Annotated in this window: 21 protein-coding genes; 1 reads left to right on the plus strand and 20 read right to left on the minus strand. The window is 61.9% G+C overall.

Annotated features, from left to right (window positions below):
* Nucleotides 1–75: 75 nt before the first annotated feature.
* The 14 genes from ACWNZ3_RS05705 to ACWNZ3_RS05770 form a co-directional block, all read right to left on the minus strand.
* Complete coding sequence (locus ACWNZ3_RS05705) at nt 76–2,529, minus strand: ligase-associated DNA damage response DEXH box helicase (protein WP_496901502.1); 2,454 nt, start codon at nt 2,527–2,529, stop codon at nt 76–78.
* 266 nt (nt 2,530–2,795) lie between these two features.
* Nucleotides 2,796–4,103: a DUF8689 domain-containing protein gene (locus tag ACWNZ3_RS05710; RefSeq protein WP_496901503.1), complete on the minus strand. Its 1,308-nt coding sequence runs from the start codon at nt 4,101–4,103 to the stop codon at nt 2,796–2,798.
* A gap of 66 nt (nt 4,104–4,169) precedes the next feature.
* Nucleotides 4,170–4,664 carry a prepilin peptidase gene (locus tag ACWNZ3_RS05715; RefSeq protein WP_269367541.1) on the minus strand — a complete coding sequence of 165 codons (495 nt, stop codon included), beginning with the start codon at nt 4,662–4,664 and terminating at the stop codon, nt 4,170–4,172.
* 4 nt (nt 4,665–4,668) lie between these two features.
* The gene (locus tag ACWNZ3_RS05720; protein WP_269367542.1) at nt 4,669–5,517 is read right to left on the minus strand and encodes a tetratricopeptide repeat protein; all 849 of its coding nucleotides are present in this window, start codon (nt 5,515–5,517) and stop codon (nt 4,669–4,671) included.
* Between the two features lie 39 nt (nt 5,518–5,556).
* Nucleotides 5,557–6,138: a tetratricopeptide repeat protein gene (locus ACWNZ3_RS05725; RefSeq protein WP_496901504.1), complete on the minus strand. Its 582-nt coding sequence runs from the start codon at nt 6,136–6,138 to the stop codon at nt 5,557–5,559.
* Nucleotides 6,138–7,124 carry a type II secretion system F family protein gene (locus ACWNZ3_RS05730; protein ID WP_274576433.1) on the minus strand — a complete coding sequence of 329 codons (987 nt, stop codon included), beginning with the start codon at nt 7,122–7,124 and terminating at the stop codon, nt 6,138–6,140. Before ACWNZ3_RS05730 ends, ACWNZ3_RS05725 begins: the two co-directional genes overlap by 1 nt.
* A 9-nt stretch (nt 7,125–7,133) precedes the next feature.
* Nucleotides 7,134–8,096, minus strand: coding sequence for a type II secretion system F family protein (locus ACWNZ3_RS05735; protein ID WP_114272678.1), 963 nt, complete (start codon nt 8,094–8,096; stop codon nt 7,134–7,136).
* A gap of 74 nt (nt 8,097–8,170) precedes the next feature.
* Nucleotides 8,171–9,604 carry a TadA family conjugal transfer-associated ATPase gene (locus tag ACWNZ3_RS05740; protein ID WP_269367545.1) on the minus strand — a complete coding sequence of 478 codons (1,434 nt, stop codon included), beginning with the start codon at nt 9,602–9,604 and terminating at the stop codon, nt 8,171–8,173.
* Nucleotides 9,605–9,627: 23 nt separating this feature from the next.
* Entirely contained in the window at nt 9,628–10,869 is a 1,242-nt protein-coding gene (locus ACWNZ3_RS05745; RefSeq protein ID WP_269367546.1) for a CpaE/TadZ family protein, read from the minus strand.
* Between the two features lie 287 nt (nt 10,870–11,156).
* Nucleotides 11,157–11,855 (minus strand): OmpA family protein, encoded by a 699-nt coding sequence (locus ACWNZ3_RS05750; protein ID WP_443069637.1) that lies wholly within the window; start codon nt 11,853–11,855, stop codon nt 11,157–11,159.
* Nucleotides 11,842–13,278, minus strand: a complete 1,437-nt coding sequence (locus tag ACWNZ3_RS05755; protein ID WP_269367548.1) for a type II and III secretion system protein family protein — start codon at nt 13,276–13,278, stop codon at nt 11,842–11,844. The genes ACWNZ3_RS05750 and ACWNZ3_RS05755 overlap by 14 nt, the downstream gene beginning before the upstream one ends.
* Nucleotides 13,279–13,496: 218 nt before the next feature.
* A complete protein-coding gene (gene cpaB / locus ACWNZ3_RS05760) occupies nt 13,497–14,354 on the minus strand; it encodes a Flp pilus assembly protein CpaB (protein WP_269367549.1) in 858 nt (285 codons plus the stop codon).
* 203 nt (nt 14,355–14,557) lie between these two features.
* The gene (locus tag ACWNZ3_RS05765; protein WP_114272683.1) at nt 14,558–14,740 is read right to left on the minus strand and encodes a hypothetical protein; all 183 of its coding nucleotides are present in this window, start codon (nt 14,738–14,740) and stop codon (nt 14,558–14,560) included.
* A gap of 111 nt (nt 14,741–14,851) precedes the next feature.
* On the minus strand, nt 14,852–15,037 hold the full coding sequence (locus ACWNZ3_RS05770) for a hypothetical protein (RefSeq protein WP_114272684.1): 186 nt from the start codon (nt 15,035–15,037) through the stop codon (nt 14,852–14,854).
* Nucleotides 15,038–15,432: 395 nt separating this feature from the next.
* Here ACWNZ3_RS05770 and ACWNZ3_RS05775 point away from each other — a divergent pair, with 395 nt between their 5' ends.
* Entirely contained in the window at nt 15,433–16,257 is an 825-nt protein-coding gene (locus tag ACWNZ3_RS05775) for a lytic transglycosylase domain-containing protein (RefSeq protein WP_496901505.1), read from the plus strand.
* Nucleotides 16,258–16,877: 620 nt separating this feature from the next.
* On the opposite strand, the gene ACWNZ3_RS05780 is transcribed toward ACWNZ3_RS05775, so the two are convergent.
* The 6 genes from ACWNZ3_RS05780 to dprA form a co-directional block, all read right to left on the minus strand.
* Complete coding sequence (locus ACWNZ3_RS05780; protein ID WP_443069638.1) at nt 16,878–17,207, minus strand: GNAT family N-acetyltransferase; 330 nt, start codon at nt 17,205–17,207, stop codon at nt 16,878–16,880.
* The gene (locus tag ACWNZ3_RS05785; protein ID WP_269367551.1) at nt 17,155–17,778 is read right to left on the minus strand and encodes a 3-oxoacid CoA-transferase subunit B; all 624 of its coding nucleotides are present in this window, start codon (nt 17,776–17,778) and stop codon (nt 17,155–17,157) included. The genes ACWNZ3_RS05780 and ACWNZ3_RS05785 overlap by 53 nt, the downstream gene beginning before the upstream one ends.
* Nucleotides 17,778–18,482: a CoA transferase subunit A gene (locus ACWNZ3_RS05790; protein ID WP_269367552.1), complete on the minus strand. Its 705-nt coding sequence runs from the start codon at nt 18,480–18,482 to the stop codon at nt 17,778–17,780. The genes ACWNZ3_RS05785 and ACWNZ3_RS05790 overlap by 1 nt, the downstream gene beginning before the upstream one ends.
* Nucleotides 18,483–18,576: 94 nt before the next feature.
* Entirely contained in the window at nt 18,577–19,137 is a 561-nt protein-coding gene (locus ACWNZ3_RS05795; RefSeq protein ID WP_269367553.1) for a L,D-transpeptidase, read from the minus strand.
* 96 nt (nt 19,138–19,233) lie between these two features.
* On the minus strand, nt 19,234–21,825 hold the full coding sequence (gene topA / locus ACWNZ3_RS05800) for a type I DNA topoisomerase (protein ID WP_269367554.1): 2,592 nt from the start codon (nt 21,823–21,825) through the stop codon (nt 19,234–19,236).
* Nucleotides 21,826–22,132: 307 nt separating this feature from the next.
* The gene (gene dprA, locus ACWNZ3_RS05805) at nt 22,133–23,305 is read right to left on the minus strand and encodes a DNA-processing protein DprA (RefSeq protein WP_496901506.1); all 1,173 of its coding nucleotides are present in this window, start codon (nt 23,303–23,305) and stop codon (nt 22,133–22,135) included.
* Nucleotides 23,306–23,307: the final 2 nt, after the last annotated feature.

Genomic DNA, 23,307 nt, shown 5'->3' on the forward strand with positions numbered 1-23,307 from the left:
CAGCGGCGGGCCGCACCATGAAAGTCCGATCCGGGCCGTGAGCTCTGCGGCCCTTGAGGCCACCTGCATCTGCGTTCAGAACCCCGCCCTCCATTTTGGTTTGTTCGACGGTGCCGGGGTGATCTGCGCAAGGCCGGAGGTTTCCATCAGGCGCGCGGCCTCTTCCGCCAGCAGGCGCTCCTCGGCCGCGCCCTGGACCGGGACGCGGCCCATTTCCAGGAACAGGGGTGCGGCCAGCGGTGTCACCCGGGACAGGCGGCGGTGGTCGATGCGGCCGCCGATGCGGGTCAGCATTTCTTCGATGCGGCCGAAATCCACCAGCCCACGCAGGGCCTCTTCGCGGGTGATCTGCAGCATCAGGTGGTCCGGGTCGTAGCGCATCAGCGTGTCATAGAGGATGTCGGAGGAAAACGTCGCCTGCCGCCCCGACTTGCGCGCCGAGGGCGTGTTGCGTTCGATCAGCCCCGCGATGGTGGCGGAGGCGCGGAAGGTGCGTTTCATCACCGCATTGCCTGCCAGCCAGGTCTCCAGCCCCTCGTGAAGCGCTGCGGGGTCAAAGAGCGGCGCGGGGTCCTTGAGCGCCTCCAGACCCCAGATCAGCGTGGCATAATCGGTGGCGACAAAGCCCAGGGGATGCAGGCCCAGTTCCTCCATCCGCTTGGTCAGCAAGAGGCCCAGGGTCTGCATCCCGTTGCGCCCGGCAAAGCCGTAGACGACCGTCTGTTCGCGCCCGTCATGGGGGAAACTCTCGACCAGCAGGCGGCCTGGCTGCGGCAGCTGGCTGACCTCGCGCTGCAGATGCAGCCATTCGGCGGTGTGGCGTGGCAGGTCGGGCCAGTCGTCTTGCGTGAACATCTCCTGCACCCGGGCGGAAAGCTGCGTCGATGTGGCGAATTTGGTGCCCATGAAGGTGGCGATCTTTGGCTTTCGGGCCGCATCCCGGCTGACCTCCACCGTCATCTCGCGCAGGCCCTCGTATTTCACGATCTGTCCGCCGATCAGGAAGGTATCGCCGGGGGTCAGGCTGGCGGCAAAGCCTTCCTCGATCTCGCCCAGCGGCTTGCCGCCCCGGTTGCGGCGCAGGCGGACCTTGAGCGTGTCGGTGTCCTGAATGGTGCCGATGTTCATGCGGATGCGCTGTGCCGCGCGGGGGTCGCGCAGCTGCCACCGCCCGTCGGGGCGCTGCAGCAGGCGTTGCCAGCGGTCATAGGCGCGCAGGGCATAGCCGCCCGTTGCGCAAAAGGCGAGGCAGGCGTCGAATTCGGCGCGGGACAGGGCCGCATAGGCCCCTGCGGAAGTGACTTCGGCAAAAAGCGCCTCGGCGTCGAAGGGCCCGGCGCAGGCGGCGATCAGGATGTGCTGGCACAGCACGTCGCGCGGGCCGGGGCCGCGCGGGTCGCCGTCCAGATCCACCGCCAGCACCGCGTCGAGGGCAGCGACACATTCCACCACTTCAAAGCGGTTGGCGGGCACCAGCAGCGCCTTGGAAGGGGCGTTGTAGCGGTGGTTGGCGCGGCCGATGCGCTGCACCAGACGTTTGACGTTCTTGGGCGCGCCGATCTGGATCACCAGGTCCACATCGCCCCAGTCGATTCCCAGATCGAGGCTCCCGGTGCAGACGATGGCGCGCAAGTCGCCACGGACCATCGCCGCCTCTACCCGCTGGCGCTGGTCGCGGTCTAGGCTGCCGTGGTGGATGCCGATGGGCAGGCTGTCGTCATTGGCGAGCCAAAGGTTGTGAAAGAAGATCTCGGCCTGGGCGCGGGTGTTGTGGAAGATCAGCGTGGTCTGATGCTTGCGCACCTCTTCCAGCACCGCGGGGATGGCATAGGCCGCACCGCCGCCGGACCATGGAGGAGCCTCTTCGGTGCGCAGCATCCGGATGTCGGGGGCCGGGCCGGGATCGGCCAGCAGGATCTCGCAGGGGTCGGGATGGCGGGCCATCAGATGGGCAATGGCGGCGGGGTCTTCCACCGTGGCGGAAAGCCCCACGCGCTTCAGATCGGGGCAGAGGGTCTGCAACCGCGCCAGTGCCAGCATCAGCTGGTCGCCCCGCTTGCTTTCCGCCAGGGCATGGATTTCGTCGATCACCACCCGCTTGAGGCCGCGAAACATGCGCGGTGCATCCTCGTAGCTGACCAGCAGAGCGAGGCTTTCCGGTGTGGTGAGGAAGATATTGGGCGGGTCGGCGCGCTGGCGGCGGCGGCGCGCGGAGGGGGTGTCGCCGGTGCGTTCGTCGATGGTGACGGGCAGCGACATCTCCTGCACCGGGGTGGTCAGGTTGCGTTTGATATCGGCGGCCAGCGCCTTCAGCGGCGAGACATAAAGCGTGTGCATCCCCTCGTGCTGCCCATCGGCAAGGTCGATCAGCGTGGGCAGGAAGCCCGACAGCGTCTTGCCCCCGCCGGTGGGTGCGATGAGCAGAAGGGCGGGGTCATCCGCGCGGTCCAGCATTGCCTGCTGGTGCGGGTGGATGGACCAGCCCTTGGCGGCGAACCAGTCGGAGAAGAGGGGGGGCAGGGGGTGCATGTCGGGCAAGGTAGCATGGGACAGACCGGGGGCCAGCCCCCGGACCCCCGGGAATATTTGGGGCCAAAAAGAAATGGATTACAGCGTTTCGCGTTTACCTTGAGGCAGTTCTTGTCATCTGAGCGTTGAAATCTCTGATTTCAGGCAGCGTCAGGTCACGATAATCGCTTTTGAATGCGGGTCGTGGCGCGGAAAACAGCGCCTGATTTTCGTAAACCCCTGGTGAACCAGGTGCCGTTCGCGTCAGCCGGTCGGATTGGGTGCATCTACTTCACGATATGTTCGTCCTTCACGAACATGTTCGCCCAGGCGCGGTCGATCAGATCGGGGCTCATCTGGTAGGGGATGCCTTCGAATTCACAGATCGCGATCATCTGGTCGATCAGGAAGATCGGCTGGTAATTCGCATAGATGTTGTCGATCGTCGGGTATTTCACCTTGAGCAGATGCACCAATGTCGCCTCGTCCAACGGCATGCCGCGTTTCTTGGCGACCATGGCAAAGATCTTGAGGAAGTTCTGCTGGTTCGGGCCGTCGATCTTGATCTTGAAGAAGATGCGGCGCAGGGCGGCCTGGTCAAAGATCTCGTTCGGGTGGAAGTTGGTGGAAAAGATCACCAGCGTGTCGAAAGGCACCTCGAACTTTTCGCCCGATTGCAGGGCAAGGATGTCCTTGCTTTCCTCCAGCGGCACGATCCAGCGGTTGACGATGGATTGCGGCGGTTCCTTTTGCCGGCCAAGGTCATCGACGATGAAGATGCCCCCGGTGGATTTCAGCTGCAGTGGCGCCTGATAGGTGCGCGCGGTGGGGTTGTAGACCAGATCGAGCATGTCGAGCGACAATTCGCCCCCGGTGATCACCGTGGGCCGTTCGCAGCAGACATAGCGCATGTCATAGCGGGTGACGCGGCGCAGCGAGGTCGGATCCTGCACTTCGTCCTCGGCCTTGGAATGCACGATAGGATCATAGACCGTGATCACCTGGCTGGCGTATTCGATGGCGCGCGGCACATAGACCCTGTCGCCGAGCGCGTCGCGGATGCCGTTTGAGATCGAGGATTTGCCGTTGCCGGGTGGGCCGTACATCAGGATCGACCGGCCTGCGCCGACAGCGGGGCCGAGGTGGTCGAGCAGGCTGTCTGGCAGCACCAGGTGGCCCATGGCGCCGGTCAGCTGTTCGCGGGTGATCTGCAGGTTGCGCACCGACTGGCGTTTGACCTGTTCGCGGTAGACGTCCAGCGGCACCGGCATCGGGCCGAAGTATTCCGACTGCGCCAGCGCGTCCAGCGCGCGGGCCTTGCCTGCGTCCGTCAGCTGGTAGCCCATTTCGTTGCCGTTCTGGGCATTCAGCGTGCCTGTTGCCTCCAGCAGGCGCTGGGTGCGGGCCATGTCCACCAGTTCCTGGGTCACCGGGATCGGCAGGCAGATGGCAGCCGAGAGTTCGCTGACAAGCTCGACGTTCTTGCGGAAGATCGTCTTGAGCAGGATGTCCCGCATCATCACGATCGGCAATTTCATGTCTTCGAGCCGCTTCGGCGGCGGCGGGGCCATGACGGTGGTGGTCTGCATGTTCACGGTGCGGCTCCTGTCGGGCGGGGCGTTGCTGCTCAGACGGGGTTTAACGGCGGATTATGGCGTTTATCAGGCGCCATAGAGGGCACCCAGGATCAGATAGATGGCCAAAGTGGGGCCAAGGGCGAGGCCCATGGGGAATTTCTTGGTCTGCTCCCAGCTGACCCATTCCGGGGCCATCCGGCGCAGGGGGGAATATTTGGCCCCCTTGTGTGCCACGACAGCCGCCAGAAGGGTCACCATGAACAGCGAGATCAGCAGCCGCAGGTCACCCAAGGCGATGTAAGGCGCGGCGGCCGCGGCGAATTTGGCGTCGCCCGCGCCCAGGACCCCGGCCGCGTTCAGGACCACACCCACTGCCAGCACAATCAGCAGTGCCGCAAGCCGCCACAGGTAGACGTCGAAAGGCAACAGGAAGAAACCCAGCACGACAAAGATCAGGGCCAGCAGGATGACAGCCTTGTTGGTGATCTTCATCAGCGCCATGTCGGTATAGGCGACGTAAAGACAGATCGGCAGGACAAAGGGCAGGAACCACAGTGCGTCCGTGGCGCTGATCGTCAACAGACTAGCTTTCCAAAGCGCGCAGCGATCGCACGGCGGCCTCGAAATGCTGCGGATGGGTGTCAATGGCTTCGCGCAACAGCCCTTTGCCGGTTTCCACATCGCCTTTCTTGATCGCGGACAATGCCATGGTGTGCAGCAGTTGCGCGCGCTCTGTCTGGTCCATCGGGATCACGGGCAGGGTGTAGTCGCGCTGTGCGGCGCGGGCCAGGATCAGGTTGTTCTTGGCGGTGAACAGGGTGGTGTCCTGACGCACGGCTTCAGAGAACAGCCGCTCCGCATCGGCATAATCGCCGCGGGTCAGTTTGGAATAGCCCCAGTTGTTCATGACGGCACCTGGCGTGGTGGTCAGCCCGACTGCGATCTCGTAAAAGCTGTCGGCCTTCTTCCATTCCTGCTTGCTGTCGGCGACCAGCGCCTCAAGCCTGTAGCGCTTGAATGTCTCATGGGTGGGCGGCACGCCATCGAGGATTTTTTCCGCCTTGGCCCAGTCGCCCGCGCGGATCAGCGCATCGGCATATTCGACGCTGTCGTCGCTGGTGGCGCCCTTCATCTTGGTCACCTTGGACCAGGCGACGGCGCCCTCTGTCACCCGTTTTGCCCGGATCAGCGAGGATGCAAGGCCGCGCTGGTGGCTGATGTCATCGGGTTTCTCGGCGGTGGCGCGTGCGAAATAGGTCACCGCCTCGTTCGGGTCCGCAACCGTCAGCATCACATCGGAAAGATTGCTCTCGTCGACCACGTTGACGTCCTTGAAGGCGCGTTCGACAGTGGCGTTTGCGTCTTTTTCACCGCAGCCTGCAACAGCGGTCACGCCTGCGATGCAGACGGCCAAAAGAATAGGGTGGCGCATGTTTGCGTCCTTTTCTGCTCTACCTCGATACCGGTGTCGTTAAAGAGGGGCTGTGATCAGAAAATCACCGCCGCCCCGGCGCACCAGCTTATAATCGTTGTCGTCAAGTTCTACGTTATCAGAATTTTGCGATTTGGCGAGTGCCAAGCGAAGATTGTCGCGGATTGCGTCACTTTGGCCATTGTCGAGCGCATAGGCCTTCTTGAAGATCTGCTCGGCCTCGACGGTCTTGCCCCGTTCCATCAGGACAACGCCCAGGTTGTTCCAGACTTCGGGCTGGCTGCCATCTTCCTTCACGGCGCGGCGCAGCAGGGTTTCGGCCTGTCCCAGACGGCCAAGCCCGAGGTTGGCGGAACCGAGACCCGACAGCACTTCGCCGTTGAGCCCCTGGTCGAGCGCTGCACGGTTGAAGGATTTGATGGCCAGTTCGTATTGCCCGGCGGCAATCAGGCGGTGGCCCACTTCGACACCGTCAACCGCCTCTGCCCGCTGGTCGACGCCGGGGGCATAGACCTGTTCGGATTTCGACGCAGAAAAGCCGCCCGGTGAACAGGCGGCCAATCCAAAGATGGTTGTCAGGGCAAGGGCACGGATAGATCCGCGCCCGTGTCGTGGTGTCATTATTCCGCCAGTCCACCCATATTGCCAAGTTGCGTGATGCCATGGACCGAAGGACCCACAAGAATGATCAGCAGCGGCGGCACCGTGAGCATCATTGTGGCAAGGGTCATCTTGGTTGGCAACTTGTTTGCGGCCTCTTCCGCGCGCATCACGCGTTTATCACGCATTTCCGCGGCATAGACCCGCAGCGCGTCCGAGATCGACGTCCCGAAGGCGGCCGATTGCACCAGCACGGTCACAAAGGACGACACGTCCTGCACGCCGCAGCGTTCGCCCATGTCATTCAGGACCGTGATCTTGTCCTTGCCGGCCTTCATCTCGTAGGCGACGATCTGGAATTCCTCGGACAGGGCGCGGTAGGAGGCGCGCAGTTCGGCGCTGACGCGGACGATACATTGGTCAAGCGACTGGCCGGCCTCGACGCAGACCAGCATCATGTCGAGCGCGTCGGGGAAACCACGGGTGATTTCCTCCTTGCGGGCCTCGACGCGGCGCGTCACCCAGTATTTCGGCAGGAAATATCCCAATGCGCCGGGCATCAGGGTGTAGATCATTGTCTTTTGCGTGCTCATGCCTTCGCCACCGCCCAGCACACCGGTGTAGAAGATGCCCGCAGCCATGCCGAGCAGCCCCAGCGCCATCTGTGCGAAGTAGAAGATGCGCACCGCGTCGCGCGACTGATATCCGGCCTGGCGCAGCATGAGCTGTTTGGCGGAGAGTTCGGCAACATCCTCGGGTTCGAGGAATTTGGCAAACTTCTGCAATTGTGCGTTCTGGTCGGCCTGGCGCAGCCTGGCGTTCTGGTCTGCCTTTCCCGGGTTCGCCGCGTTGCGCTTGAGCTTGGTCAGCGGGTCTTCGGGCTGGCGCAGGTACATGATGGCGGCGGTGGCCACCATGACAAAGCCCACGACACCAGCGATGATGATCAACCCCATCGGGCCGAGGGTCCGGGTGACCTGATCGTTGATCTGCAAAAGGATATCCATGTCTCTGCCTTACACTTTGATGTCGGTGAGAATGCGCATCACAAAGAGGTTCATCGCCAGGAAGATACCCACGAGGAAACAGGCGGGAATGAACAGGGCGTGGTCGCGCACTTCGTCATAGTAATGCGGGTCGGAGACGTTGATCACGATCAGCGCCACGATGGGGAAGGCGGACAGGAACTTGCCGGACCATTTTGCCTCTGCCGTGATCGCCTTGACCCGGCGGAACAGGCGGAAACGGGCGCGGATCACCTTGGCCAGACCGGCGAGGATCTCGGCCAGGTTACCACCTGATTGCTGCTGGATCGTCACGGCCACGGCGAGAAAGCGCAGATCCTGCATGTCCAGGCGTTCGGCCATGTCTTTCAGCGCCTCGCCCACGTCGCGGCCATAAGCGGATTCATCGGCGATCACCCCGAATTCGGAGGCCAGCGGATCCTGGATTTCCTTTGAAACAATGGAAATGGCGTTGGAGAACGGATGCCCCACCCGAAGCGAGCGCACCATCAGCTCCACCGCATCGGGCAGCTGTTCCTCGATCATGCCCATGCGTTTGTTCGCCTTGGCCGAGATCCAGAAATAGACCCCGCCGACACCGATGCCGACCGACAGAAGGGCGCGCACCGGCGCGTCGGTTTCGGTGCCCACGGTCAGCGCCATGAAGGCCGCGGCAGAGACCCCGGCCATGATCATCAGAAGCTGCTTGGGCGTAAAGGCGATGGCCGCCTTTTGTGCCTTGATCGACAGCAGCGAATACAGCGGGATGGTCTTGGCATCCATGTGCTGCTGCATTTCCTTGCGCAGCTTGTCCAGCACCTCCTCGCGGCGGGTGCCTTTTTCCAGCATCTCAAGGCGGCGGTTCACGCGGCTGTTGAGGCTGATGGATTTGCCAAAGGCGACAAGGTAAAGGCCTTCGACCAGCACCAGAACACCGATGAAGATCAGGCCGTAGATGATTGGTTCGGCGCTCATTGCACTAATTCCTTACAGGGCGGATGCATTCTTGTGACGCGGCCCGGCGGGCCGGGGGTTTCCTGGGGTACGGCCTATTGGGCCGCAATCGGTTCATAGATGGACGAGGGCAGGTCATAGCCCCACATGCGGAAGCGTTCCGCATAGTGGCTGCGCACCCCGGTGGCGGTGAAATGGCCGATGATCTTGTTGTCGGGTGTCAGGCCCACGCGCTGATAGCGGAAGATTTCCTGCATGGAGATGACATCGCCCTCCATGCCCGTGATCTCGGTGATCGAAGTCATGCGGCGCGAACCGTCCTGCAGGCGGCTGGCCTGCACGATCAGGTTCACAGCCGAGGAGATCTGGCTGCGCACGGCTTTCAGCGGCATTTCGATCCCGGCCATGGCGATCATGTTCTCCAGACGGGACACGCCGTCGCGGGCGGAGTTGGCGTGGATCGTCGTCATCGAACCGTCGTGGCCGGTGTTCATGGCCTGCAACATGTCGATGACTTCCTCGCCACGCGTCTCGCCCACGATGATCCGGTCAGGACGCATCCGCAGGGCGTTTTTCAGACAGTCGCGGGGGGAAACCTCGCCCTTGCCTTCGACGTTGGCGGGGCGGCTTTCCATCCGGCCCACATGGGTCTGTTGCAGCTGAAGTTCCGCCGTATCCTCGATGGTCAGGATACGCTCGGCGTTGTCGATAAAGGACGACAGCGCGTTCAGCGTCGTGGTCTTGCCCGAACCGGTGCCGCCCGACACGATGATGTTCAGGCGGGTCGCCACGGCGGCTTGCAGATAGGCGGCCATTTCCTCGGTGAAGGCACCAAAATTCACCAGATCGTCGATCCCCAGCTTGTCTTTCTTGAACTTACGGATGGAGACAAGGCTGCCGTCCACCGCAACCGGCGGCACCATCGCGTTGAATCGCGAGCCATCCTGCAGACGGGCGTCCACATAGGGGTTGGATTCATCCACCCGGCGGCCCACGGCGCTGACGATCTTGTCGATGATGCGGAGCAGGTGTTTTTCGTCCTTGAAGGTGATATCGGTCAGCTGCAGCTTGCCGTCGCGTTCGACGAAAATCTGCTGCGGGCCGTTCACCAGGATATCGTTGACCGTATCGTCCTTGAGCAGGGTTTCCAGCGGCCCAAGGCCCGTCACCTCGTCAAAGAGCTCGGAGTTCAGCGTCATCCGGTCTTCGCGGTTCAGAACGATGCTTTTCTCGGCCAGAATCTCCGCCGAGATCGCGTTGATTTCCTGACGCAGGTCGGCTTCGCTTGCATGTTCCAGCGCCGCCAGGTTCAGGTTGTCCAGCAGGGCGCGGTGCAGTTCCAGCTTGATCTCGCCCATCCGCTGCTTGCGCTTCACATCCTTGTCGATGGGTGCAGCTGCGGCGGGTTGCGCGGCCTTGCGCACCACCGTTTTGGCCGCATGGGCAGCGGGTGGCGGTGCGAGGTCAACCACCGCTGCCGGTTTGCGGGCCGCTGCGGTCTCTGGCGTCTTCTTGTATTTCGAAAACATGGCAGGCTCTTTCAGTTCGGGGATCAGGCCGCTTCGGCCTGGTCGCCTTTCAAGTGATGGATTGAGGCGGCAAGCTTGGCGATTTCGCGGCGCAGCGGGCTTTTCGGCGCGGAATTGGCAAGCGGCAGGCCGTGGTCATTGGCCTGCGTGATCGGCTTGCCCCCGTCCGGCAGTTGCACGTCGATGGAGATGCTCAGCGATTCCGCCATCCGCTTGACGCGGCTCTTGCCGTTCAGGTCCGTGAACTTGGGCGCGCGGTTCAGCACATAGCGCAGCTTTTCAACCGGCAGATCCTCGGATTGCAGCGCGCGTTTGAACCGCAGCGTGTTCTGCGCCGACCGCATGTCGAGTTCGAGCATGGCAAAATAGACATGCGCCTGGTTGAGAACGGTTTCAGACCATTGCACCAGCGTCGAGGGCATGTCGATCACCACGTAATCGAATTGGCTGCGCGCGATGCTCAGCACACGTTCGATGTCTTCGGAGCCCAGCAGGTCCAGCGGCAGCATATCCGTGGGGGCGGTCAGCACGTTCAGCTTGTCTTCATAGGTCAGCATCGCCTGACCGAAAATTTCGTCGTCCATCGCTTCGGTGTCAGACAGCATCTCGTAGACCGCCTCGCGGCGCGGCAGGTCGAGGAAGGTCGCAACGGAACCGTACTGGAAATCGAGATCCAGCAGGCACACGGAGGGCGCGTTTTTCTTGTCGGCCGTGGCCAGTTCCCAAGCCAGGTTCACCGCCATTGTGGTGCTGCCGGTGCCACCGGCAAGACCGTGTACCACGATCACCGCGCCATTCTTGTTGGCACCTGCACGCAGGCTGGGTCCGCTGGCTTCGACGTGCTGCTGGACCGCCTGGTCGACCATGCGCACGCGGTCGATGGCCTGCGCCAACTCGCCTTCGGGCAGGGGATAGGGAACAAATTCATCCGCGCCCTGCCGCAGCAGGCTGTGCAGCGCGGCGGGGGTGACATCCTCTGCGATCAGGATGACCTTGATATCGTGGGCCTTGGCCTGGCTGATGATCTGGGTCATCAGCACCAGGTTGTCCTCGTCCTCCTGGTCCATCGCCAGGGCAATGAATTCCATCGCATTGGCTTCTGGCTGGTTGAAAAAGGCAAGTGCCTCGGCAAACCCGAGATCGCCCCAGCTTTCGCCCATGGAATCTTCCATGTCCTCGATCAAAAGATCGAAGTTCTGTACGTCACGGCTGACGGTACAGGCAACAATCGGCGCTGTTTCTGGTTGGGGCATTACACTACTCATAGCCTTTATCCTCTACTCACAAGGGCTTGGCGGCTGGAGCTGCTGCAGGTTCAATGCAGTTTCGATCCCGCGCGGTCACCCATGTCTGGCATTTTGCACAGACACATCTGTCCTATTGCGTGAATATCGCGGCAAACTTGGGCGAGATTGGGGCCAAAACGGTCTGATTGTTGGGTATGTTGAAACGATCAGGCGCTGCGGTTGAGATTGATCAGACCGCTCCGTCGGGGCCAAAAGGGCAGGGAGCGGGCAAGAAGAAGGGGGCCAATGGCCCCCTGCTGTCCGGTTTACTGGCCGCCGACCCCTGCGGTCAGCGTATCGCTCAGCTGACTGGGGGGCACGCCGCTTGCGACGTAGTCGCGATAGATGATCTGCGCGTATTTGCCATCCAGAACGGTGGGGTGGCGTTCCACAAAACCACTGACCTCGGTCACGGTACGGCGGTTCCTGCGCTCGCGGCCCTGTGTCACGATCAGGGGCTGGGTTTCACCAAAGGACACCACAGCTTCGAGACGGCTGCGGCTGATGCCGAGTGTCGACAGATAGCTCACGACAGCATTGGCGCGGCGCAGGCCAAGGCCCTTGTTATAGCGGTTCGATCCCACCGCGTCGGTGTGACCGTAGACGCGGAAGCGGATTTCCGGGAACTGGCGGATCCAGCCGGCCTGCTGGCGCAGGATCGCCTGGGCGTTGCCATCCAGCTGCGATGAATTAAAATCGAAGTTCACGACTGATGTCACTTCGTTGGCAAAGCGGTTGGCCAGATCGAAGGTATATTGCCGCTCGCCCGTCATCACCAGACGGTTGTTCAGCGTCGCATTGCCAAAGTAGCCGGTATCGGCCAGCGCGCCCGCCTCGCTGTAGAACTGGGTATAGACCGGATCGGAACTGGGCGCGCAGCCCAGAAGGGCGGCCAGAGCTGCCGAAGCAGTGGTTACTTTGAGTTTCATGGCCAGCATTGGTGTCATCTGTTCAGTCCAGTACATAACCATATGACCCGCCAAAGTCCTGTTTGGCAACCTCGCCGGCGGCACCCTTGCTCGGGGCGCGTGTGCCTTCTGCGGTGCGGCCATAAAGGAACAGGTCCTTCTCGGTAGGCGGCTTGATCCGGTCGGTGGGCAGCGCAAGCGCTTCGCCACGGGTCGGTGTGACCAGATGCGCGGTCACGATGATGACAAGTTCGGTCTGGCTGCGCTGATAATCCGCGGAGCGGAAGAGGGCGCCCAGGACCGGCACATCGCCAATCCACGGCAACTGCCGGGAATTGTCGGTAAAGTCGTCGGTCAGAAGCCCCGCGATGGCAAAGCTTTCACCGTCACGCATTTCAACTGTGCTGGAGGTCTCGCGCCGGGTGAAGGCGGCAATCGAGATGCCGTTGCCCAGTTCGAGGCTGTTGGTCGGGTCGATGGCGGAAACCGCCGCCTTGAGTTCGAGGTTGATCAGATCCTTGTCGACCACGCGGGGGATAAATACCAGTTCGACGCCAAAAGGCTTGAATTCGACCGAGATCCGGTTGTCCGTCTGCGCCACGGGGACGGGATATTCGCCACCGGCGAGGAATTTTGCCTCCTGCCCGGAAAGGGCAACCAGGTTCGGCTCTGCCAGGAACCGGACAACACCTTTTTCTTCCAATGCTTCCAACAGGATACCAACCTGGGTCGATCCTGCATTGAATCCGAAGAGGACCGCGCCCGCGTTCTGGTTGCCGGCTGGAATGTTGCCACCAAGCGAGCCTGCAACCCCGCCGGAGGTATTTGTCGTTCCGGTGCCGCCGTTGATCCCGGTGCCGCCGATGGCCCCGTTCAGCGCCAGCGATGCGCCAAGCGATTTGGAAACGTTGCGCTGCATTTCTGCAAAGCGCACTTTCATCATCACCTGCTGGATACCACCGACGCTCATCAGGTTGGACACCCGTTCGGGGGCGTAGCGCTCCGCGAGGTCCAGCGCGCGTTGAAGCCGCTGAGTGGAAGAGACGATGCCCGACAACACGATGCCGTCATTGGCGGTGCGCACTTCGATATTCTCGCCGGGCATGATCTGCCGCAGGCGTTCCTTGAACTCCGACACATCCGCCGCGACGCGCACATCGACGTTGGTGATCAGCTGGCCGCTTGCGTCAAGCAGTGTCAGCGTGGTCAGACCCGGCGATTTGCCCAGCACATAGATGGTGCGATCGGAGAGCGATGAAATATCCGCGATACCGGGGTTGGCGATGCTGAGCTCGGCAAAGGGGATATCGCTTTCCACCACCACCGCACGGTTCATCGGCACGTTGAGCGCCGCGTTCGTGCCACGTTTCATGACCCGCAGCGTATCCGCCTGGGCGGTCAGGGGAGCGAGCACTGCGACAGGCGCAGCGGTCAGTGTCAGGCCCAATAGAGCCGCTTTCAGAAATCTGTCGATTTTCATGTGACCTGCCTTTTTGATCACGCCTCAATGTAGGGTCTTTTCGCCCGTCGTTTGAAACACTCTGCGTCAGTTTCGATTTTATTGCAAGAATCAAGGTGTTCGGCTGGTTTTCTTATGTGGACAAATAGCAACATAACGCAAAACCGACCCGGCGCCGCATCACTGCGGCGCCGGGTCAAGCGATTGGTTTCCAACAACCTTGATGGCCTTGGGGCTGGTCAGTTGGTGCAGGGGATCGGCAGTTCGACCACTTCAGCACCGCGCCGTGTGCGGATGGTGCAGACCTTTTCCTTGGCAACTTCGGCCTTGATTTCCTCGGCAGCGATGCCAAGCAGCGCGCGTTGGTCCACTTCGATGGCTGAGGCCACCGTGTCATCTTCGGCACCCACCAGCGACAGCGAGAGGTTCCCGGTCGATTGCGCCTGGGCAAGCCCGGCAACCTGCTGCGGGCTGACGGCAACGGTGACGGTGCGGGCGATGGTCGCCTCGCTCAGCTCGCCACCGGCGGATTGGTCCACCGCGATCAATTGCACGCCGGCCTCGATCAGCTTGGTGACTTCGGTGCTGGGTGTGTCGCGGTTGATGCTGACGCGACCCGTCCAATAGACATCGACCTTGTCGCCCGGACGCAGGAAGCCCGAAACACCGCTGGAGACGTCAACCTTGATGGTAAACGCGCGTTTGCCGCGTTCCAGCCGCGAGGTCAGACCGGTATCTTCACCAGGTGCAGTGACCTTGAGCGCCATGATTGCTTCGTCTTTCTCCATGGCGCGCAGGACAACGCGGGGTTCATCCGTATTTTCGGGGAAGAGGACCGCATAATCTGTAAAGGCACCTTCGGGGATGGCATTCTCGGGCCATGCAACTTCGCGCACGTCCTCCGGGGTCAGCCGTTGCCCGTATTTCAGGGGGCCTTCGGCGACAAAGACCGAAACCGTGGGCACAACCTGGGACAAGGCTTCCTGAGCGCGCGCATTCGCCAGTTGGTATTGCGCGATCCGATCCTTGGCCAGATATACCGCCCCGCCGGCAAGCGCGATGCCCACCAAAAGGACCAGTCCAAATACCATCCGCATGTTATCACCTCTTGCTCATTCGTGCCGGGATTGCCCGACGCCTCTTTGTCAACATCCGGCCTAGCAGCCGAATATGACGAAACTTTGCCTCTCCGGTGGAAAGGGTTGGGCGCCCGCCGCCGCGACGCTGACAGGGTCAGGATCATCGGAGAAGAGCGCCCGAAAGGCCGACCCGGAGGCCGGCCCGTCAAGTCAGTTTGTGGTCAGTTCCCGACCAATCGATTGCCCAGCCAGGTGCCAGTGCCATCGCCCACGCTTTCTGCGCCGTTGTGGATCGCCACGACAATTACAACCGCCAGTGAGACGACTGCAGCAGTCAGGACAACCCAATCCACCGTGACTGCGCCACGTTCGGATTTTCGGAATTGCTTCAGTTTGCGCAACATGGTTGTGCTCCTCTTAAAGAGGGTTGACCCGATCGTCCGACCGGGACGAAAACGGGGCCGCAGTCTGATCATCAGAGTGCGGCCCCGCAATTTCACACCATCAGGTGAGAATTAGTTGGTGCCGGGAGTACGGTTGTCCAGGTATGTCGCTGTACGGTCGGTCAGGCCGGAAGCGCCGGTCTGGATCGAGGAGTAGGCTGCGACGGCCAGGCCAACAACGGCGGCGGTCAGCACGACCCAGTCAACAGTCACGGCGCCGGATTCGTCAGATTTGAAGTTTGCGAAGAAGTTCATCATGGTTTGTCCCTCCAAGGATCAGGTTTTAAGGTTACACCCTGCCGTCCGTTGGTGGCGCCGTTCTCTCAGTTGAGCGCCTGTCCGACTTGGTATGACGCTATATAGCTGTCTGATTGGGGCATGAATTTGGCGGCAAATGTGACTTTTTGGTTTTTTTGCCCATCTCTGGCCAGAAAATTTACAAGCACATGTTATCAAACGAATTTTCCCGCGATACACGTGTGGGTTTAGTTAAATTCGAAAGATCTTGGGGCGAATTATGGCGAAATTGCCGCAATTCCTGCCTCGATTTAGGGGTTTTGGCAGTGCGCGCGGCGCGATTTACTGGTTTCGACAGTGATTTTGTGGGAAGCTGTCTGAAAATCGAGCCGATAAACAAACAACGGCAGGCAGGCATGTATCGTATTCTGGCAATCGCGCTCTTTTCGGGCGCCATGGTGGCGGCACCGCTATGGGCGGAGAGCGCGCGTCCCTTTGCAGATTTCAGCGCCAAGCGGATCAAGGCCCCCAAACCGGGAAGCCGGCCACGGATCGGCATCCAGATCGACCCGGCGGTTCAGGCCGCAACGCTGAAGCCCAGGGTCGGCCCCGACGTGGTGGCGCAGCCATCGGGGGCCATCACGCCCAGGGAACCTGGTCAATATGACTGGTTCTGGGAAAAGGTATCTCCGAATATTGCGCAATCCGGTCCGGGACGTCTGGAAACCGCGATGGCAACGCTGGCGGGCGCGGCCGACCGCGTCAACAGCCCGCGCCTGCAGCAGATGCAGGATATCGCCAAGGTCAACGGCATCGACATCCTGCGTTCCACCATCGGGACGCAGGTTTCGCCCGCGCTGGTGCTGGCGGTGATCACCGTGGAATCCGCCGGAAAGCCTGATGCCGTCAGCCGGGCCGGTGCGCAGGGGCTGATGCAGCTGATGCCGGCCACGGCGGAACGGTTCGGGGTGACGGACAGCCTGGCGTCTTCCCAGAACATCACCGGCGGGGTGAAATACCTGAACTGGCTGATGGACGAATTTGACCGCGACCCGATCCTGGTGCTGGCAGGGTATAATGCCGGAGAGGGCTCGGTGCGCAAACACGCCGGTGTGCCGCCCTTTGCCGAGACGCGCGACTACGTGCCCAAGGTGCTGGCGGCCTTCCAGGTGGCCAAGGGCTTGTGCAAGACCCCGCCCGAGCTGATCTCGGACGGTTGTGTATTTGCCGCGATGAACTGAGTGGCGAGAAACGGAGTTTTTGAAAACTCCGGCCCGATCTTTTTGAAAAGATCGCGACACCCGGCCTTGCAGACATCGAAAACCTCCGCCAGTCACGGATGTTTTCGCCGCCCGCCGCTCACCAGAGGGCAGAGCGGCATGGTCAGCGGGAGAACCGGAGTTTTTGAAAACTCCGGTCCGATCTTTTTGAAAAGATCGCGACACCCGGCCTTGCAGACATCGAAAGCCTCCGCCAGTCACGGATGTTTTCGCCACCCGCCGCTCACGAGAGGGCAGAGCGGCATGGTCAGCGGGAGAACCGGAGTTTGTGAAAAGATCGCGACACCCGGCCTTGCAGACATCGAAAGCCTCCGCCAGTCACGGATGTTTTCGCCACCCGCCGCTCACGAGAGGTCAGAGCGGCATGGTCAGCGGGAGAAACGGAGTTTTTGAAAACTCCGGTCCGATCTTTTTGAAAAGATCGCGACACCCGGCCTTGCAGACATCGAAAGCCTCCGCCAGTCACGGATGTTTTCGCCGCCCGCCACTCACGAGAGGGCAGAGCGGCATGGTCGGCGGGAGAAACGGAGTTTTTGAAAACTCCGGTCCGATCTTTTTGAAAAGATCGTGCAACTCAGCCTTCAGACGTTGAAGGCGTCCGCCCATTCCGGATGTTTCCGCCGCATCGCGTTCACGAAGGGGCAGAGCGGCACGATCTTGAAACCCTCGGCACGCGCATCCTCGACCAGCCGTGTCACCAGTTTCAGACCGGCGCCAGTGCCTTTCAGGGCTTCCGGTACGCCGGTGTGATCCGCGATCACCTGGGTTTCACCAAGGCGCGAATAGGTCAGCTCCGCCTCGTGACCGTCCTGTGTCAGGACATAGCGGCCCTTGCTGCCGCTGACCTCGCGGGTGATCTCAGACAATCGTCGCCTCGGTCGCCGCGCGCAACTCGTCCTCGGTGACGCCATCTGCGCATTCGACAATTCTCAAACCGCCTTCGACCACGTCCAGCACTCCAAGGTTGGTGATGATCCGGTCCACCACGGCCTTGCCGGTCAGCGGCAGGCTGCATTCCTTGAGCACCTTGCTTTCGCCGGCCTTGTTCTGGTGGTCCATCACGACAATGACCTTGCCGACCCCTGCGACAAGGTCCATCGCGCCGCCCATGCCCTTGACCAGCTTGCCAGGGATCATCCAGTTCGCCAGATCGCCGTTTTCGGCCACTTCCATGGCCCCCAGGATCGCCGCGGCAATCTTGCCACCGCGGATCATGCCGAAACTCATGGCGCTGTCGAAATAGGAGGTGCGGGAAAGTTCGGTGATCGTCTGCTTGCCCGCATTGATCAGGTCGGGGTCCTCATCGCCCTCAAGGGGGAAGGGGCCCATGCCCAGCATGCCATTCTCGGATTGCAGGGTGATGTCCTTGTCACCGACATAATTGGCCACCAGCGTCGGTATCCCGATGCCGAGGTTCACATACATGCCGTCTTCCAGCTCTTGTGCCGCGCGTGCGGCCATCTGATTGCGATCCCAGCCCATTATGCTTCCTCCCGCTTGCGCGTGGTGCGCTGTTCGATGCGTTTCTCGTGGGTGCCCTGGACGATCCGGTGCACATAGATGCCCGGCAGGTGGATCGCATCGGGGTCAAGCGACCCGCGCGGCACGATTTCCTCGACCTCTGCGATGCAGACCTTGCCGCACATGGCGGCAGGCGGGTTGAAGTTGCGCGCGGTCTTGCGGAACACCAGGTTGCCGGTGTCGTCGGCCTTCCAGGCCTTGACGATGCTGAGGTCGGCAAAAATGCCCTCTTCGAGGATGTAATCCTCGCCGTTGAACTGTTTGACTTCCTTGCCCTCGGCGATCTGGGTGCCGACACCGGTCTTGGTGTAGAAACCGGGGATGCCGCAGCCGCCCGCGCGCATCCGTTCGGCCAGGGTGCCTTGGGGATTGAATTCAAGCTCCAGCTCACCGGACAGATACTGGCGCATGAATTCCGCGTTCTCGCCCACGTAGGAAGAGATCATCTTTTTCACCTGCCGGGTCTGCAACAGGATGCCGATGCCAAAATCGTCCACGCCCGCGTTGTTGGATGCAAAGGTCAGGTTCTTTGCACCATTCTCCTTGATCGCCTGCAGCAGCAATTCCGGAATGCCGCAGAGGCCAAAGCCCCCGGCGGCGATCAGCATGCCATCTGACAGAACGCCTTCCAGCGCCTCGGTGGCGGTTGCGTAGATTTTGTTCATTCTGCATGATCCCCTGTCGCTATGGTCAGAAGAACTTGTGACGCCGCGTCGCGGCAAAGTCAATTCATGCAGGGGTTGCGCACCGGCCGGCGGATTACACGATACGCACCTGCGTCCCGATCGGGGCGATCTGGTACAGGGCTTCGATCATGTGGTTGTAAAGCCCGATGCAGCCGTCAGAGCTTTGCCGCCCGATCTTGCGCGTGTCATGGGTGCCGTGGATCAGATAGGCGGGCCAGCTCAGGTACATGGCATGGGTCCCCAGCGGATTGTCGGGGCCGGGGGGCATGTATTTCAGCTCCGGGTCGCGTTCGATCATGCTGGGTGTCGGGGTCCAGTCGGGACCGACGCGCTTGCGCACGATCTTTGTATACCCGCGCTTGGTCAGCTCGTCGCTGCGGGGCACGGAGGTGGGGTAGACATTGTAGGTCTTTCCGTCACCGCTCCAGAAATGCAGCGCGCGGCTGGTGGTGTCGGCAACGATGGCGGCCTTGCCCAGGCTGTCAAAGTGGTCCTGCCAGCGTTGCGAGACAAAGCTGGTCGCATTGCGCCGCACCGGGTTGAGGTCACCGGGGTCTGCCCGCAGGACAGTCGGGGCAAACAACGTTGCCGTTGCCCCGATGATGAAACCGCGCTTGCTCAGATGCTCTGTCATTGGTCTGCCTTTCGCCTCAAGTTTTGCCACTGGTCTGGCAAGCTTCGGGGGCAGGTTCAAATCACAAGTCTTTGATCAGCGGTCATTTTGTCGCAGTCAGGCTTTCTTGACAGCGGGTTTTTTGGGGGCGGCCTTCTTTTTCGCAGCCGGTTTTTTCTTTGCCACGGGTTTTTTCTTGCCGGACTTGGCCGCGCGTTCGTCGATCAGGGTGATCGCCTGCGCCATGGTCAGATCTTCGGGGTCGATCGTGTCGGGAATCGTCGCATTGATCTTTTCCCACTTCACGTAGGGCCCGTATTTGCCCTTCATCACATTGACGGCGCCGCCCGCTTCCGGATGCTCACCCAGTTCGCGCAGCGGTTTCGCGGCCTGTCCGCGTCCGCCCCGGCTGGCGACTTTCTCGGCCAGCAGCTGCACCGCGCGGTTCATGCCGACGGTAAAGACCTCTTCGATGTTTTCCAGGTTGGCATTGGTGCCGCCCCGGTGCGAGGTGCTTTCCGCGTGTTTGAGGTAGGGGCCGTAGCGCCCGATGTTGGACCAGACCATGACGCCATCCTCGGGGTGCGGACCAATCTCGCGCGGCAGCGACAGCAGCATCAGGGCGCGTTCAAGCTCCAGCTCCTCCGGCGGCCATTCCTTGGGGATCGACTGGCGCGGCGGCTTCTTGTTCTCTTCCGTCACCTCTCCGCGCTGGACATAAGGCCCGAAGCGGCCCTTGAAAACGCGGATCTCCTCGCCCTGATCGGTGCCCAAAAGCTTGCCGTCGGGGGGGATGGCGCTGGCCTCGGCTTCCGGGTCGGGCGGGCCAAAGGGGCGCGTATAGCGGCACTCAGGATAGTTGGAGCAGCCGATGAACGCCCCACCGGACCGCGCGGTGCGCATCGAAAGCCGACCCGCACCGCAATGCGGGCACAGCCGCGGATCGCTGCCGTCTTCGGTGGGCGGGAACAGATGCGGCTCCAGCACCTCGTTGATCTTTTCCAACACCTCGGTGATGCGCAGCTCGGAGGTTTCCGCAATCGCGGCGGAAAAGTCGCGCCAGAACCGGCCCAGCACATCCTTGTAATTCGCATCGGCCGCAGAGACCTTGTCGAGCTGGTCTTCGAGATCGGCGGTGAAATCATAACCGATGTAGCGGCGGAAGTAGTTTTCCAGAAAGGCGGTGACCAGACGGCCCTTGTCCTCGGGGATCAGGCGCTGGCCCTCGCGGCGCACATATTCACGGTCCTGGATCGTGGTGACGATGCTGGCATAGGTGGAGGGGCGGCCGATGCCCAGTTCTTCCATCCGCTTGACCAGCGTCGCCTCGGTATAGCGCGGCGGGGGCTGGGTGAAATGCTGTTCGGGCGTGACGGCGCGCTTGTCCATTTTGTCGCCTTCGCTGATCTGGGGCAGGCGCTTGTCGTCCTCGTCCACCACGTCATCGCGGCCTTCTTCATAGACGCGCAGAAACCCGTCGAAGAGCACGACCTGACCGGTGGCGCGCAGGCCGACCTGACCGTCCTTGCTGCCGACCTCGACCGTGGTCCGCTCCATCCGGGCGCTGGCCATCTGGCAGGCAAGGGTGCGTTTCCAGATCAGGTCGTAAAGCTTGGCCTGGTCCGATTCGAGCTTGAGCGAGGCCGCATCACGGGTCATGTCCGTGGGCCGGATGCATTCATGTGCTTCCTGCGCGTTCTTCGCCTTGTTCTTGTAGATGCGCGGCTCACCGGGGACATAATCGGCGCCGAATCGTTCCTTGATCGCGTCGCGCGCCATGGTCACGGCCTCGGGCGCCATGTCGATACCATCGGTCCGCATATAGGTAATGTGCCCCGCTTCATATAGGCGCTGCGCGGTGCTCATGGTCTGGCGCGCGCCCATGCCGAACTTGCGGCTGGCCTCCTGCTGCAGGGTCGAGGTCATGAAAGGGGCGGATGGGTTGCGGGTGGCCGGTTTCGCCTCGACGCTGGTGACGGTGAGATCGCGGCTGGTGATCGCCTGCACAGCCATTTCGGCCCTGGTGCCATCGGAAAGGTCGAATTTTTCCAGCTTGTCGCCCGCCAGCGTGACCAGCCGTGCCTCGAATTCCTGACCCCGTGGTGTCGCCAGCAGCGCCTTGACGGTCCAGTATTCGCGGGCGCGGAAGGCTTCGATCTCCATCTCGCGCTCGACGATCAGGCGCAGGGTGACCGATTGCACCCGGCCCGCCGATTTCGCACCGGGCAGCTTGCGCCACAGCACCGGAGAGAGGTTGAACCCCACCAGATAATCCAGCGCGCGACGGGCCAGATAGGCCTCCACCAGCGGCATGTCGACCTGACGCGGGTTTTTCATCGCTTCGGTTACCGCGGCCTTGGTGATCGCGTTGAACACCACGCGGCTGACCGGCGTGTCCTTCTTGATCGACTTGCGGGCGGTCAGCGTCTCTTGCAGGTGCCAGCTGATCGCCTCGCCCTCGCGGTCGGGGTCGGTTGCGAGGATCAACTCGTTGTCGTTCTTCAGCGCATCGGCGATGGCCTTGACATGTTTCTTGCTGTCGCTGGCGACTTCCCATTTCATGTCGAAATCATGCTCGGTGTCCACAGACCCGTCCTTGGGCGGCAGGTCGCGGACGTGGCCGTAAGAGGCAAGAACGGTGTAATTGTCCCCCAGATACTTGTTGATCGTTTTGGCCTTGGCAGGAGATTCGACAACAACAACTGGCATGAATTCAGTACCTTGATAATAAAAGCGGGCGCGTTCGTGCGTTGTGTCATGTGGGATGGCGGGGTGGATTGTCAATGCGCCTCAGTCCGACGGGCCGATCCCCGAAGGCTGCGGGAGGGGCTGATCGTGGCGGTCAGCATGGCGGCAAAGGCTGCTCTGCCGACGATGCGATGCGCGCGGCAAACTGCGGCCCTGGCCGCTGCGCCTGCCTCCTGGTCCGGGGCGGCAAGGCTCAGCGGATGAGGGCCGCCTTTCCCGGCCGCCACCTTGTTTCATCTGCCGCCTTGTGAGGCGGATCGGGCGATCTTCAAACCACTCTGGTCAGCAGGCCGCCGGGTTGCCGCGCGATTTGTCCGTCAAGTTCGAGGTCGACAAGCGCCGGTGCGACCTGCGCCGGTGCGGCTTTCAGATCGCGGATCAACTGGTCTTCGGCAAGGGGCGACGGGCCAAGACGTGACAGGATCTGCTGGTGCAGGCGCGCGGCGTCCTTCAGGCTGTGCCGGGGCGGTGGCGCCGAGGCGGGCGCGCGCAGGCCCGAGAGGTTTTCAGCAATGCCCGGTACCGTGCCATTGAATGGGGTGCTTTCCGACAGGGCATCCAGGACATCCACCGCCGACCGCACCAGCATCGCCCCGTCGCGGATCAGCATGTTGCAGCCCGCCGCACGCGCATCCAGCGGATGACCCGGCACCGCCAGCACCTCGCGGCCCTGATCAAGCGCATCGCGCGCGGTGATCAGGCTGCCGGATTTCGCGGCAGCCTCCACCACCACCGTGGCGCGCGACAGGCCCGATATGATGCGATTGCGGCTGGGAAAGTGGCGCGCCATCGGTTGCAGGCCAAAGGGCTGTTCGGAAAGCCGCAACCCGCGGCGGCCAATGTCGCGGGCCAGTTCGGCGTTTTCCGCAGGATAGATCACGTCGACGCCGCCCGCCTGAACGGCGATGGTTCCGCTGTCCAATGCGCCCAGATGTGCGGCGGCATCGACCCCGCGCGCAAGGCCGGAGACCACGACATATCCCGCGGTACCAAGATCATGCGCCAGGGCGCGCGCCATCCTAGTGCCCAGCGACGATGCATTGCGCGCACCCACCAGTGAAACCATGGGCCGCGACAGCAGTGCGGGATCGCCCAGACACCACAGAAAGGGCGGCGCATCCGCAAGTTCCGCCAGTTGTTCGGGATAGGGGGTTTCCCCCAGTGCCAGCAATTGCGCCCCCGCAGCACGGGCGGTTTTCAATTCAGCGAGAATCACGCCCTCGGGGCAGGGGGTATAGCTGGAAACGCCTGCGGCGCGCGCCACCTCCGGCAGCGCGGCCAGCGCGTTCTGCGCAGTGCCGTATTCAGTCAGCAGTCGTTTATACGTCGCTATTCCGACCCGGCGCGAGCGCAACAGACGAAGCCGGGCAAGCTGTTCGTCTTCCGGGGTGGGTGGGAGTGGGGGGTGAGTGGAAGAAGGATGTTGGTCCTTGTCAGTCATCC

It is taken from the genome of Sulfitobacter sp. IGS-18 (assembly GCF_059628195.1).

Excerpts from the sequence above, each read along its gene's own strand:
- ACWNZ3_RS05705 (WP_496901502.1), bottom strand. The coding sequence starts at position 2,529 with ATGCACCCCCTGCCCCCCCTCTTCTCCGACTGGTTCGCCGCCAAGGGC.
- ACWNZ3_RS05730 (WP_274576433.1), bottom strand. The coding sequence starts at position 7,124 with ATGGATATCCTTTTGCAGATCAACGATCAGGTCACCCGGACCCTCGGC.
- ACWNZ3_RS05795 (WP_269367553.1), bottom strand. The coding sequence starts at position 19,137 with ATGACAGAGCATCTGAGCAAGCGCGGTTTCATCATCGGGGCAACGGCA.
- ACWNZ3_RS05785 (WP_269367551.1), bottom strand. The coding sequence starts at position 17,778 with ATGGGCTGGGATCGCAATCAGATGGCCGCACGCGCGGCACAAGAGCTG.
- ACWNZ3_RS05750 (WP_443069637.1), bottom strand. The coding sequence starts at position 11,855 with ATGTACTGGACTGAACAGATGACACCAATGCTGGCCATGAAACTCAAA.
- cpaB (WP_269367549.1), bottom strand. The coding sequence starts at position 14,354 with ATGCGGATGGTATTTGGACTGGTCCTTTTGGTGGGCATCGCGCTTGCC.
- ACWNZ3_RS05740 (WP_269367545.1), bottom strand. The coding sequence starts at position 9,604 with ATGTTTTCGAAATACAAGAAGACGCCAGAGACCGCAGCGGCCCGCAAA.
- topA (WP_269367554.1), bottom strand. The coding sequence starts at position 21,825 with ATGCCAGTTGTTGTTGTCGAATCTCCTGCCAAGGCCAAAACGATCAAC.
- ACWNZ3_RS05755 (WP_269367548.1), bottom strand. The coding sequence starts at position 13,278 with ATGAAAATCGACAGATTTCTGAAAGCGGCTCTATTGGGCCTGACACTG.
- ACWNZ3_RS05735 (WP_114272678.1), bottom strand. The coding sequence starts at position 8,096 with ATGAGCGCCGAACCAATCATCTACGGCCTGATCTTCATCGGTGTTCTG.
- ACWNZ3_RS05765 (WP_114272683.1), bottom strand. The coding sequence starts at position 14,740 with ATGTTGCGCAAACTGAAGCAATTCCGAAAATCCGAACGTGGCGCAGTC.
- ACWNZ3_RS05720 (WP_269367542.1), bottom strand. The coding sequence starts at position 5,517 with ATGCGCCACCCTATTCTTTTGGCCGTCTGCATCGCAGGCGTGACCGCT.
- ACWNZ3_RS05775 (WP_496901505.1), top strand. The coding sequence starts at position 15,433 with ATGTATCGTATTCTGGCAATCGCGCTCTTTTCGGGCGCCATGGTGGCG.
- ACWNZ3_RS05770 (WP_114272684.1), bottom strand. The coding sequence starts at position 15,037 with ATGATGAACTTCTTCGCAAACTTCAAATCTGACGAATCCGGCGCCGTG.
- ACWNZ3_RS05780 (WP_443069638.1), bottom strand. The coding sequence starts at position 17,207 with ATGGCGTCACCGAGGACGAGTTGCGCGCGGCGACCGAGGCGACGATTG.
- ACWNZ3_RS05790 (WP_269367552.1), bottom strand. The coding sequence starts at position 18,482 with ATGAACAAAATCTACGCAACCGCCACCGAGGCGCTGGAAGGCGTTCTG.
- dprA (WP_496901506.1), bottom strand. The coding sequence starts at position 23,305 with ATGACTGACAAGGACCAACATCCTTCTTCCACTCACCCCCCACTCCCA.
- ACWNZ3_RS05725 (WP_496901504.1), bottom strand. The coding sequence starts at position 6,138 with ATGACACCACGACACGGGCGCGGATCTATCCGTGCCCTTGCCCTGACA.
- ACWNZ3_RS05745 (WP_269367546.1), bottom strand. The coding sequence starts at position 10,869 with ATGAGTAGTGTAATGCCCCAACCAGAAACAGCGCCGATTGTTGCCTGT.